Below are 13238 nucleotides of genomic sequence, written 5' to 3' on the forward strand. Positions count from 1 at the left end.
TACCGCGCAGGCTGCCTGGCCGTTTTAGGATAACGCTTTCAGTAAAGCTGCCGCAGCCCGAATCGGAATGAACACAGTATGGCATGACATTCGGCAAGGTAACAATAAACTAGTTTCCAAACGATAAACTCCTGCTTTTATTTCCATATAATGTTTAATTCAACTGTTGTCGGGCAATAAACTATTTTCAAAAATCCCCGGTCTGGCGGGCTTTTCCAGGCTTTTGCTTCAGCTTTCTATAGTCTCCCGACGTCATACCGATGATTCTCTTGAACACGCGCCCGAATGTAATGGAATTCGCGTATCCCACCCGAAGGGCGATATTTTGCACCGACTCATCTGTTTCGGCAAGCAGCTCCTCTGCCCGCTCCATCCGGAGTCGAACGATAAAATCGATGAACTTCATATTGAATTCTTCTTTGAATAAATAGCTGACGTATTTGCCTGAAACATGAAACCGGTCGCTCAGGTGCTGCAGAGACAAATTGGGGTTTTCGAAATTCTCCTCGATATACGCCTTCAGCTCGTTAATCATCGCGTGATGGTTTTTGGTTTCGGTATAGGCGACATAGGTGCGGAATATTTCCGTCAAACGCTCGGAGTATAGCGCCTTTAAATCGTCGAGCGACACCGTTTCGTCCGCTGCCTTCTGCATGGCTTCTGCTCCCGGGCCCTTGAAATGACCGGACAATTCATCGGACATATCCGACAACTCGGTCCCCAGCATATCCATCATCGTCTGCAAAATCATCCGGATATCCTCATCCTTCAAGTAATCCTTCTCCATATGCCCGAACAATTTCTCCAGATGCGCGCGCCATTCGCCGTTTAAAAGTCTGAACTCCTTTACAAGCCCGGAGCCGTACTGCAAGTAGATGAACCATTGCCGCCCCGCATCATCCGGCAGATCCTCGCTCATCACGACGGCTTGCTTCCCCAGAGACATTTTGTGCCGCATCACCTCGACAGCCGCTTTGTATGAAAGTCCAACCCGTTCCCATTCCCGCTCCGCATGACCGACGCCAAACATCAGCGATAGCCGCAAATGCTCGGCTACCCAAATCCGACCCTTGTCTGCAAATATCCGGATTTTCTCCCTCGCGGGCGAATGCTCTCCGCTTAAGCCGACAATCATGCCCATCCTGTTCTCTGCAATCCACTCCGCCCAGCCATACATACCATCCGCTTGAGCCAGCTCCTGCAGGACGTTCGTTAACGCAAACTTCAGCGTATGCTGATCCCGTGCGGGAAAATTAGTGCGGAAATCGCGATATCGTCCGATCTCAACGACAACGAACGTCAATTGCAGAGGCTTCTCCCCCACAGGGAGCAGCTCCAGCTTTGCCAATCTGCCGGAAACGTCGTCAAGTCCGTCGCCCTGCAGCATATCGTGGAACAGCTGGCGCCGGCTCACGAGCAGGTTCTCGCGCTGCTGCTTCTCGAAATCCGCCGTTTGCTGAATAAGGCTTTCCAGCGTACGATCAATCATGGACAGTTCGTCCATCTTTAGCCCGAACGCATCCTCGCGCAGCTGAATCGATTCGACCCGGTTCATCATCACCCGAATCGGCTTGTAATTTTTTCGGGTGATATAAAGGATGTAGAGTATCGCAAAAACAACCGTCAACAGACCGATAACAACCCAAACATAAGAGATGACGGATACCCACATAAACAACTGGCCGGCGACGATTCCGCTCTCGAACATCCAGCCGGTCAGTTCCAAGGGAACGAGGTTCAGCACTTTGCCGCCTGCCGCCTCAACGCCAGTTCGATCTGCCGACCGTGTGGAGAACAGCATCGCCCCGAACGAGTCGCTGACATCCACAAACGAGATATCGCCGTTATTCATCGAGCGGATCATCTGTTCAACCGAATACATATCGACGTTGATGACAACGAGCCCATCGGTTCCGAAGGGAAGCGGTTCTCTTTTATAAATGGTAATAACCCGTTTATCCTTCTCCGTGCTGAATTCATGGTAAAGCCGCACCGTAGACCATCCGTGATTGTCCGGGTGAGCGAGCGCCTGCTCAATGAACCCCCGGTCGGCAAATTTCTCCCACTCCACAAGGCCGCTGCGCGTCAGCACCTGCTTGTCCTCATGCCGGTATACATAAATCGAATCGAGCAGGCTGTCATTGTCGGTAAGCGTACGCATGCTGTCGACGACATCGAAGAGCACCTGGCTGTTCGATCCCGTCAATCCGACGTTCAGGAAATCGCGGTACCGGTCGTTTTTCTCCACCTCCTCGAGCACGTCCATCTCGATCCCCTTCAATGAACGGGTCAGACGATCCGCCATATAGTCGGTCGTAATCCTGTCGGCCTTGACCGTTTCCTTGTGCGAAATGTCATTGACCACGATAAAGGACAAGAAAATCAAAATCGTCACCGTAAACAAAAATATCGGAAAATACGAAAGCAGCATGCGGCGGTACCAGTTCCCCTTCATCCCCATCACTCCTCTTCCATCATCACGAATGCTTTTTCCTTAAAGAAAGCGCTTATCTCGCCTATTCTAAGAGATGTTGGTCAAGGATTCAATGATCAAAAAGAAAATAAAGACAGCTAATCTGATAACGCAGGATAACAACAAATTCTTTTTTGTGATTCTTCCTCACACTGGTTTCGGTCCCCTAGCTTTATAAATCAAGTTCCTGTAATAAAAAAGAGAAAGCCCGGAAAACATGGGCTTTCTCTGCAAGCTGAGAATCACTACACTTAAGTAGTGATATTGTCATCCAGCTTGTGTTCCAATTCTTACGGATTCTCCTGAATCGGCAGATTGATGGGCCGCAAGCGTCACCGCAAGCGTCTTGATGCCTTCCTCGTAAGGAGCCAGAATCAGGCTGCGGTCGCCAGTGATAATCGCATCCAGGAATGCTTCATCCTGTGCCTTATAGAAGTTCATAGTGCTTTTTATTGTCATTGTTTTGCCGTTTTCCATAATCGTGAGCGACGACCAGTCGATACTCACGCGCCAGCCACGGCCAATGACTTCAAGGCTTGAGCGTCCGTCAGGCTGATCAACGAAAGACGTGTCGAGATGGCCTATCGCACCGGATTCCAGAACGAAATTGACGGAATACACGTCAGGTATGCTGATGTTCGCAACGTCATCCATTACGCGCAATGCCATATCGGCTGATACCTTAACGATGTCGCCCGCAATGTAGCGAACCAGGTCAAGGTTATGCGTCGTTTGCTCAACCAGCTGGCCGCCCGACTTCGTTATATCGCTCCACCAAGGCACAGGCACGAGACCGCCGAAACGGTGTGCCCGAACCATCGCGATTTTTTTGTCCTTCAAATATTCCCTTGCTTGGGCCACGGTGTCCAGGTAGCGCAGGCAATAGCCTGTGCCGACGATGATACCGGATTTCTCTAGAACCTGCTGCTTTCTTCTCACGGTATCCAAGTCAAGGCCTACCGGCTTTTCAACAAACAGGTTGATCCCCTTTGCCGCAACCTTCTCTTCCATATCTCCATGCGCAAAAGGAGGAATGCAGAGAAAGACCGCGTCGAGCGGCTCTTTCTCAAGCATTTCGTCAAAATTCGTATATGCCTTTACGCCGTATTTCTCGGCCGCTTTGTCGGCATTGACCTGTACAATGTCGCAAATTGCAACAAGGTCCGCTTTCTCGCTGTCGTACAGATGCTGCAAATGATCCGCTCCGATACCGCCTACGCCTACTACTGCTACTTTAACCGCCATCTTGTAAACATCCTCTCCTATAAAATTCTAGGCTTCCGCCCATAACCGCTTTGCGTTTTCGATGCCGATTCTCGAGCCTTTTCGGCAATCCTCCATACCTTCGAACTCGATGGAGATATAACCGTCATAGCCTGAAGCTTTCACGAGCCTGATCACCTCAAACATATCGATGTCGCCTTGACCAACGATCGCACCCCGGAGATAATTGCCGCTCAATGTCTGGAACCAGCCCTCGCCGGGATTCCTATACGCCGGACGAAGATAAAAATCCTTGAGATGGACAATGGATGCATAAGGAAGATTTTTCTTTACTGCTGCCACGGGGTCCTCGTCCACGCACATAAAGTTCCCGATATCCAGTGTTGTCTTATAATTGGGCCTGTCAACTGCATTTATCAGGCGTTGAACCCGGTCGCTGGACTGGATATAAAAGCCGTGATTCTCAATGCTGGTCGTTATGCCATATTGCACCGCATGATCCGCGACGATTCGGACTGCATTCACCAATTGTTCAAAGTCTTCCGTATATTGGCGCTCGGTGCTTTCCTCTTTAGGCCGGAACGCGACATCATGGCGCATTGTTTTTACACCCAACTGCTCAGCAATGTCAACATGCTTCTTGACTCGTTCGATTTCCTGCGCGTAATTGCCGCCGGCCGGACTGATGAAATTGGCGCTGATGCAGTAGTTGGAAATATCGATGCCGGCATCCTTCGCCTTCTGCACGATGGCGGGGATCAGCTCAGGTGTGTCTGCCAGATCAGAACCGAACGTCGAAATCTCCACGTGCTCCCCGCCGTTGTCGGCGATCCACTGGATGGCATCGAGTACATCCATATCCCCAGCCTTGATTGCCTGGGACAGACTATATGTGCTTAAGCCGATTTTCACCCGCTATCACAGCCTTTGCTATTATTGTTATTTCACTTCTCCGCTAATGATGAATTCGATATGACGCGCCGTATCATAGATCAATTGGTCCGGCGTGGACTTGTAAGCATCCAATTCGGCGGTAAGGGTATCCGTGTATCCGACTTCATTCAATGCCTTCCTGACCGCCGCCCAGTTGATATCTCCTGCAAGAAGCGGAACGAATCCGTTGTAGTTTCCTGCGCCTGTTTTGAATTCCTTCACATGCACCTTCTTAATCCGCTTGTTCAGAATACGAATCCACTGGTCCGGGAATCCCCAAATCATAACGTTGCCCACGTCGAAATATACTGCCGCATACGGAGAATTCAATTCGTCGACGTAACGCGCCATTTCCAGAGGCGAAAGGAGAAACTTGTTCCAAACATTCTCAATTCCCATATAGATCTTAAGCTTTTCCGCAGTCGGCAGGACCTTCGTCAATTCCTCCTGGCTTCGTTTATAAACGATGTCATAAGGCACTTCTTCCGTTACGCGGCCGGGAATGACCAGAATCGTATCGATTCCAAGAATAGCGGCAACTTCAAGCTGTTTGCCCACGGCTTTGTGGGCCATCTCTCTGGTGGATTCATCGTTTGAGGAAAACGGGTATTTGCCCAACAGGCCGGTGGACAAGCTTCGCAATTTCAAATTGTATTTTTCAGCCAGCTTGCCGACATCCTCAACTTGGGAAGCGTTCATATCGATTGTCAAACCAACGCCACCCGGCTCGTACAGATTCAATTCGACAGCATCGTAACCCGCTTTCTGGCAGGTATCGAAAATGGTCTCCAGCGGCGTTCCTTCCGGAAAGCACCATTGATTGATTCCCTTCAACATTATTCAAGTCTCCCTCCGATTCTATTATTCCAATTCTATCGATTCTTTTAGATTGGAGAGTCAGGTAATCCGGTCCCTCCGCCTGCTTCATTACTTCAGGTTTTTGGACCAGTTTTCCGCACGCTTCTGGAGGCCGTCAAGAAACGCCTTGCTGTCAGGCGCATTGCCTTTTGCAGCTTCGGAAATGAAGCCGTTGACAGCCGAGTTTATGTCGGACTGGAAGAATGGATTCACTTCGTCCATAAGCTTGGAATGGGCGAGATCTGCGATTTTCAGCGCTTCTTGAACATACTTGTCTTCAGGCAGGATGAAGTCCGGGCTCTTGAGGGTAGGCGTGTAAGAAAAGTATTGGTAGTTATGCTTTTGCGTCTCATACCCGGCAAGGAACTTCATAACTTCCCAGGAAGCTTCAACGTTCTTTGCATCTTTGGCCATGACGAATGGATCAACAGCCACCCAGCTCTCGCCGTTCGGCCCCATATTCATGGCGGGTACGAACCTGTCCAGATTAGCCTTGTCTTTGGTGGTTCTGAAATCAGACATCGTGGAGCCGGCATTGTTATCAAGTGCAATTGCGATGTTATTCTTGGACAATCCGAAGTTCTCGGCGCCTTGTGCGTTGACGAATCCCGGAGGCGCCAGCGGCGCTGCTTCCTTCAGCCAATCCATAACCTTGACCATCTCCGGGGAGTTTAACTGCCATTTGATATTCTTCATGTCTGAAAGGCTGCCCTCAGCACCGCTGGCGCCGAAAGCAAGCGTCAAGGCTACCATTGTAGAACCGTTGATGGTGTTGCCGCTCCAATAGATACCGTAGTTCTCTTCTCCCGTCTTCGGGTTCTTGCCGGTCATTTTTTTCGCTGCTGTCAGTATTTCCTCCGGTGTGGCTTTGGCAGAAAGTGGTTCTACGCCCCAATCCTCGAACAGCTTTTTATCATAAATCGTCATACGGCGGCCTAATACTGCAGGAATACCGAATTGTTTTGTTCCGTCAAGCGACTTGGTGGAGTAGGAGTTGTTCCACACGCCATTCAGATAAATGCTGGGATCAAAGTCAGTGTCTACGTCGATCAGATCGTCAATATCGCGGAGCAAGCCTTCCTGGTACCATTGAGCGGCATAAGCGCCACCAGTATACATGACATCAACATCTTTGGAGAGCAGCATGGCGGATTGTTTTGCTTTTGCGTTTTCCCAAGGGATTTGATAGATTTCGAGCTTGATATTCGGATATTTGGGTTTGAAATTCTTCTCCAGGAATTCGTTCAAGCCTACGGAGTTGTTTCCTGTCAGCGGGTCAATACCGTTCTCGAGCGTCCAACCTGCCAGAGCAACACGAACGGTTCCTTCCGGTCCCTCGTCGCTAGCCGGAGCGTTGTTGTTTCCCCCGGCGCAAGCAGCCAGAGACAGGGCCATGAAGATCGCAAGAGCAGCAAGCACGATTTTCTTCATTCGTTCAGAAACCCCTTCCGATTTTTGAATTTTGGCGAACTCTTACCTTTTCGAGTCAAAATCGAGTCCAACTACCAGGTATTAAATATACTTCACCTCCTTGAATACCTCCGGTCAAATTACTGCTTGATACCGGAAAGTGCGATGCTCTCGATGATATACCTTTGCAGGAACAGGTACAGCACGAAGACCGGTAGCAGACTGACTGTCGTTGCGGCTAATATAATGGAAGGAAAACGATTGAGTCCGTTGTTGTAAGCGAACATCCCAAGACCGAGCTGGATGGTGAATTTGTCCGCGCTTTTCAGTACAAGCAAAGGCCAGAGCAAGTCGTTCCAGACGCCCAGAAACAGGAGAATGACAAGCGTTGCGACGATCGGCGCACACAAAGGCAAGTAAATCCGCCAGAATACCGTGCCTTCGCCTGCCCCGTCAATAATCGCGGCTTCCCGCAAAGCACCAGGGAGCTGATCCATGAAAGCTTTCGCCAGGAAAGTACCGAATGTGTATCCGATGGCTGGAAGGTAGAACGCCCAGTAGGAATCAAGCAGACCGAATTTGCTGAACATCATGTACTGCGGAATCATGGTCATTTCAAAAGGGATCATCATGGTGCTAAGAGCCAGCACCAGCACAACCGTCGCGCCCCTGAAACGAATCTTGGAAAGCGCATAGCCGGAGAGCAGGGCGGATAATACGCTGATCACGATTGTACCTATACTGACGATGAGAGAGTTAACGATATACCTTAGCATTGGCACGTTGGTGAACGCCGCCTGATAGTTTTTCATAGAGGGCTCAGCCGGAAAGAATCTCGGCGGAAAGCTAAGTTCAAGTCTGGCCGACCAGTCAAAGCTGGTACTGAGCATCCAGATAAACGGTATGATCATGAACAATGAACCGAAAGCCAGCAAAATCATCAGCGTCCACTGTGTTATGGCATCGGCGCGGCGTTTTGAGCCGCTTTTAATAGCTGCAGTCTGAAAAGACATCTCCCTCCATCCCTCCCCAAATTTAATCAAGGCTGTCTTTTTTGGTGTTCAGTCGAAGCAAGAGAACCGTCAAAATGAAGATGACAATGAATAACAGGTAGGAAGCCGCCGTCGCCATTCCCATTTGGTTGGCAAGAAATGCGTTGCGGTAAATGTATAACACCGAGGTAAGCAAGGAACCGCTGGGATTACCGGCTGTACCGCCAATCAACCAGACATCGGTAAATCGTTTCATGCTCTGGATAGTGCCCATGACGAGCATGAACACGAAAATTGAACGCAGGTACGGGATTGTGATATAGAACCAGCGCCTCAGCCCGCTTGCGCCGTCTACTTCGGCCGCTTCATAAAGTTCCCGCGGAACACTCTGCAGACCGGCAATGAAGATGATGGTATTGTAACCGAGCGCTCCCCACATGCTCATGAGCACGATGGTGATCCGGGAGTAATTCGGATCGGTGAACCAGCCGACAGGATCAATGCCTACAAAGCCAAATGCATAGTTGATGATACCCTGATTGGTGGGGAAGAACATGAAGGTGAATAGAAGAGAAGACGCGACTGCGGATATAACGTTTGGCAGGAAGAAGATGCCTTTGAACCAGTTCTTGGCTCCCCCCCACTTCAGGCTGTTGATCATGCTGGCAAGAATGAAGGAAACCATGATACCGAGGATAACGGACAGAAAACCCATATAAAATGTGTTATAAAGTGATTGCCAAAAAATCGGGTCATTGAGAATATAATTATAGTTATTTAAACCAACCCATGTACCGCCAAAGCCTGTTCCCGAGACTTGTTTAAAGCTCATAAGCAAAGCAGCGAGCATCGGGTAAATCGCAAAGATTAATATGCCCAGCACCAGGGGTGAAACGAACAGAAAACCCGTCCAATCATTCTTTTTGAGCCAGTCTTTTCGCTTTATCTGCCGCATTTGCGGCTGTCCGGTGAGAATTTCTGTTTTCTCAGCCATTTATTAGCCCCCTCTCCCAAGCGTCACTGGTGTAAGCTGTTCTTCGGATCGGTAAGCTGCCAAATTCGACAATGAGCCGAGATGGGCCTGGGCAATCCCCCCGATCCCTATCAGGCTTACGCGTACATTCATCTTGCCGCCTCCTATCGGGTCAACGGTAGTGTTATCTTTTTGCCGGTCGCTGCCGACTCGTCGATTGCAAAGCAGACCTCCATCGATTTGAATGCATCGAAGAAATCGCATCGGGTTTGTTTCTTCTGAACGATGGATTCAACGAAATCATTGATTTCATGCACGAACGGGTGGTGGCTGACATCGCCGCTGTCCGGAAGAATCGTAGGCACGGTCGCGTACTCGGTTTGGCCGGGCAGCTTATGCGTGAATACTTGATTGTTCATCACGGAGCCTTTCTCACCCAGCAGATGAATGTTGAAGCGGTAAGGCGTTTTGCACTCGAGCGAAGACGACACTTTGCCGATACCGCCGTTCGCAAGCTTGAAGATCGCCAGTGTGTTCGGATCGAACTCATAACCGGATTCCTTCCTCGTTCCGCAGCTGTAAGCTGTAACCTCTTCAATATCGCCGGAGAAATAACGCACCGCATCTACCGCGTGGCAGCCTGCGGAAAGGATGCTGCTTCCTCCAAGCTCTTTCTTGCTGCTCCATCTGTATTGCCCGTAATGCGGACCGATATCGTGCCAGTAGTCGATCTGCGCCATGAAGACGCGGCCCAATGCATCGTCATTGATCAGCGATTTGATGTTGTCGAATCCGGGATTCCATCGAAGAACAAAGCTGACGACGGTCGTGACGGGGTTTGCCGTGAGTGCATCCGCCATTTTCCAAAGGTTCTCCTTGTTCATCGCCATCGGTTTTTCAATCACCAAATGCTTTCCGCTCTGGGCAGCCAGAATTGTCTGCTCCGTCCTGACATCAGGCGTTGAGCATAAAACAACCGCATCCACATCAGGATCCTGAACCATCTTCTCATAGGAATCAAAAACCTGCGTATCAAAGCCCATTTCGGTCAAGCGTTGTTGTGCGAAAGCGCGGTCCCGGCTGTAGATTCCGGCTAACTCCGCCCCCGGGTTTTGTACGGTCGCTTTCATGTATTCACCGGCAACCCAGCCCGTTCCGGCAACAGCTATTCTGATCGCCATTCTGCAATACCCTCCCTTTGAAATAATGACTATTACTTATACGGGGAACCTTACCGCGTTCGGCCTGGTCCAGACCATGTGCTGGATAAAACCTTCCGCGTAATTGCAGCCTGCCTGAATTCCGCGCAATTTGCCCAATGTAGCCACGAAGTCCACGATATCCACATTGTCGTGTTCCTTCAGCCAAACCAGTTGGCTTTGGTGTTTCTTGAGCATTTCAATCTTCGTTTGAAATGTTTCTTCAACGTCGACATAGATCGTCGGTTGAAAATTGATACCCGATAAATTATCCATGTAATATAGCGTTGGTATTTTACCTGCCACCGGGATGTCGGAGAAGCCGGGCAATGTCGCAAGGAAGGACGTGTCGAACACCAGCTTGCTGACCGCCACATGATCGGGCATGTAATCATTGGGAGCATGGGTGATGATCATATCGGGCCTGACCGTGCGGATCAACTCGATAAACTTCAGCCTGGCTGCTTCGCTCTCGCTGGAAATTTCGCCGTCCTTCAGCCCCAGGGAGATCACTTTGCTTGCGATGACCGCTCCCGCATCCTGTGCTTCTTGCTGCCGGATACGGATCAATTCCTCAGCTGGAATCATGTAGTGGCCTTTATCTCCTGTACTTGCGTGGCACAAAATGACTTCGTGTCCGATCCGTTTCATTTTTGCCAGAGTGCCGGCACATAAAATTTCAGTATCATCAGGGTGGGCGCCAATGGCCAGAACAATCATGCTATTTGCTCCTTCCACTAGTTCAAATCAGCTGTAAGCGGTCCGGCAAGTTCTTTCAGGAAGAAAAGCTTTCCGGGCATAGTCGGCATGTAGGAGGATGGAATCCATGGTGATTTCTCATGCCTCAAGGTCGTCCAAAGCGATAAACCCTGCCACATCATGCCGCGTCCCATGGCGCCGTCTGCGCCGCCGATCGTATAATCCGCCTGCATGAACAAGCCCGGGCCAATCGTGTTGGCAAAGCAAGGAACCAGGGTGGTCCGGCTCTTAAAGCTCGTGATCGCATTCTGCTCGATCGTCATCGGATGCAGCTTCGCGCCAATGCGGTGCGTTTGCAGCGCCCATTCCTGCTCACTGGCAAATTCGCCTGCAAAGTGCGGCTCCCAGAAAGCGATATGGAAGCAGCGGCCTATGCCGTACACCACAATCAGCCTGGCACCCTTTGCCTTCAATTCGCCGATCTTGCCGGCATAGGTCGGCAGATTGTCTTTGGTTGCAAAATTCCGTTGGCTCACAGGAACCGTCAGCTCCCCGAGCGGATTATAAAATGCCTGCTCCATGCCGTGTTGAAAAGAAGCGGAATTGCTGGAGGGCAGCGTATTGCCATGTTCATCGCTCCACTCATCCATATTAAAAGCATGTACATGTTTGGCGTCGATGCTCCAGCTTTTCAGGAAAAACACCGCCCAGCGGTATAACCCCATCGGACCTACCGGAAGAATCAGCGCAAGCTGTTCGCCACGTTCTTTCGCAAGCTTGATTTGCAGAGCCAGTTCATGGCCCATGAACGTGTCGAAATCATAGATCGAGTCGCACGGTGCAGGCTGAAAGCCTAAATGCCATTTGGGTTGCCTTTCCAGAACCTGCCCAGGACTATTTGCAGCGCATTTGTCGATAGCTTCCATATCCCATCCTGCGGGGAAGAAACCCTCCATCATGGAGCCCTTAAGCGTATTCAACAGATTCAATAATGACCCTCCTCCTGAATTGAGTTTAATTAATCCAGTGACTTTATTAATTCATTTTATTTATATCTAGAATATTCTGAAAAGTCAATCGATTCTTTTAAAATAAATTAATTAATGGGATTAAACGATTAAACATTATAATAGCTGGGAATATCTTAATTTCATGAAATTAATGTCATCAAATATAAAAAGTGCCGCCACCTCGTCATGAGGCAGCGGCACCAGGAATACCATTGTTATACAGCTAAATTTGTTCTTCAAGCACCTTGTTCAGCACATACAGCGACGCACCGGCAGATACGTTATTCACGTTAAGCCGGGACAGGAAGATGCTGCATGCCTGCGAGAACGGCGCAAGCGCACGCTCATGGACAATATCGACAACCGAAGCAAGCAGAACCTCTCCCAGATGTGACAATCTGCCGCCAATCACAATGACCTCGGGATTGAAAATATTAATCAGATTAACGATACCGTAGGCCAGATTCCTGGAGATCTCCTGTACGACCGCAAGCGCAAGCGGATCGTTCAATTTAACCGCTTGTGCAATAACCAGCTCATTGATCTTTTCGGGATCACTTCCGGTGAGCTTGTGGAGGACCGAGTCCTTGTACTCCGGCATCAGCATTAAGGTGCGTTCGGTCAAGGCGGTAAGGGATACCATCGTTTCAAAACAGCCTCTGTTGCCGCACGGGCAGAGTGGGCCATTCACGTCAAGAGACATATGTCCGATCTCGGGGAATACCTTACTGACGCCAAGCATAGGCTTATCGTTAATCATTATGCTCACGCCAAGACCCTTGTTGACATTAAGATAAATAAACGGACCTGTCGTCGTCTTGAAATGCTCCTTCTCTGCAATGGCAGCCAGAAGGGATTCATTCTCCATATAAACCGGATATGGGAGCTCCAAGCTTAGCTTGTTGATTATTTCCATATCCTTGATGAGCAGCGGCGTAGAGACGACGATCGAGCGCCTTTCACTGTCCAGCATGCCCGGAACGCCTATGCAGATGCCCAGCAGCTCCTTCGTCTTGTCCGGTACGGCATCGACCAGCATCCGAACCAGATCAACGATAAGCCGCAAGAACTCATCCTTGTCGTGATTTTTTTTGTTATACAGGAGTGTCTTGGTAATGAACGGATCATTTTTCAAGTTGTAAATCGTCCCGGCTACACCAAGTTCATTTAGCTCCATGCCGATCAGATATTTACTCCCATTATTGATTTCCAGTGTGATCGCTTTGCGCCCTGCGCCGGGATTGTCAATCAGAGCACTTTCAACGACGATGCTTTTCTTGATAAGATCGTCGACGATCGTCGATATGGTTGTCGGGCTCAATTGGGTTACCTTCGACAGGCTCGCACGCGAGGCCCCCTTACTTGTCTGTATCAACCGGAATACAGTCTCCATGTTCGCTTGTTTGATCTGCTGTTGAGTGACCTTCTTCATGCTGCGCTCTATCCTCCTCTCCTTCGAAGGCTGGC

General features: G+C 49.8%; 12 protein-coding genes. All 12 read right to left on the minus strand.

Features of this window, described 5'->3' with window-relative positions; genetic code table 11:
• Positions 1-187: 187 nt before the first annotated feature.
• Positions 188-2455 (minus strand): helix-turn-helix domain-containing protein, encoded by a 2268-nt coding sequence (locus AC0YOA_RS22975; protein WP_475788600.1) that lies wholly within the window; start codon positions 2453-2455, stop codon positions 188-190.
• A 285-nt stretch (positions 2456-2740) separates the two neighbouring features.
• A complete protein-coding gene (locus AC0YOA_RS22980; protein WP_475788601.1) occupies positions 2741-3718 on the minus strand; it encodes a Gfo/Idh/MocA family protein in 978 nt (325 codons plus the stop codon).
• A gap of 27 nt (positions 3719-3745) precedes the next feature.
• Complete coding sequence (locus AC0YOA_RS22985) at positions 3746-4609, minus strand: sugar phosphate isomerase/epimerase family protein (RefSeq protein ID WP_475788602.1); 864 nt, start codon at positions 4607-4609, stop codon at positions 3746-3748.
• Between the two features lie 27 nt (positions 4610-4636).
• Positions 4637-5467 carry a sugar phosphate isomerase/epimerase family protein gene (locus AC0YOA_RS22990; protein ID WP_475788603.1) on the minus strand — a complete coding sequence of 277 codons (831 nt, stop codon included), beginning with the start codon at positions 5465-5467 and terminating at the stop codon, positions 4637-4639.
• 90 nt (positions 5468-5557) lie between these two features.
• Entirely contained in the window at positions 5558-6919 is a 1362-nt protein-coding gene (locus tag AC0YOA_RS22995) for an ABC transporter substrate-binding protein (RefSeq protein WP_475788604.1), read from the minus strand.
• A gap of 119 nt (positions 6920-7038) precedes the next feature.
• Complete coding sequence (locus tag AC0YOA_RS23000; RefSeq protein ID WP_210045890.1) at positions 7039-7911, minus strand: carbohydrate ABC transporter permease; 873 nt, start codon at positions 7909-7911, stop codon at positions 7039-7041.
• A 22-nt stretch (positions 7912-7933) separates the two neighbouring features.
• Positions 7934-8884 (minus strand): carbohydrate ABC transporter permease, encoded by a 951-nt coding sequence (locus tag AC0YOA_RS23005; RefSeq protein ID WP_475788605.1) that lies wholly within the window; start codon positions 8882-8884, stop codon positions 7934-7936.
• Between the two features lie 3 nt (positions 8885-8887).
• Complete coding sequence (locus AC0YOA_RS23010; RefSeq protein ID WP_475788606.1) at positions 8888-9016, minus strand: hypothetical protein; 129 nt, start codon at positions 9014-9016, stop codon at positions 8888-8890.
• A gap of 11 nt (positions 9017-9027) precedes the next feature.
• The gene (locus tag AC0YOA_RS23015) at positions 9028-10044 is read right to left on the minus strand and encodes a Gfo/Idh/MocA family protein (protein ID WP_475788607.1); all 1017 of its coding nucleotides are present in this window, start codon (positions 10042-10044) and stop codon (positions 9028-9030) included.
• Positions 10045-10080: 36 nt separating this feature from the next.
• A complete protein-coding gene (locus tag AC0YOA_RS23020) occupies positions 10081-10782 on the minus strand; it encodes a PIG-L deacetylase family protein (protein ID WP_475788608.1) in 702 nt (233 codons plus the stop codon).
• A gap of 17 nt (positions 10783-10799) precedes the next feature.
• Positions 10800-11750, minus strand: a complete 951-nt coding sequence (locus AC0YOA_RS23025; protein ID WP_475788609.1) for a 6-phosphogluconolactonase — start codon at positions 11748-11750, stop codon at positions 10800-10802.
• A gap of 244 nt (positions 11751-11994) precedes the next feature.
• Positions 11995-13203, minus strand: coding sequence for an ROK family protein (locus tag AC0YOA_RS23030; protein WP_475788610.1), 1209 nt, complete (start codon positions 13201-13203; stop codon positions 11995-11997).
• Positions 13204-13238 lie beyond the last annotated feature (35 nt).

The organism is Paenibacillus sp. JT22N12, from assembly GCF_056269365.1.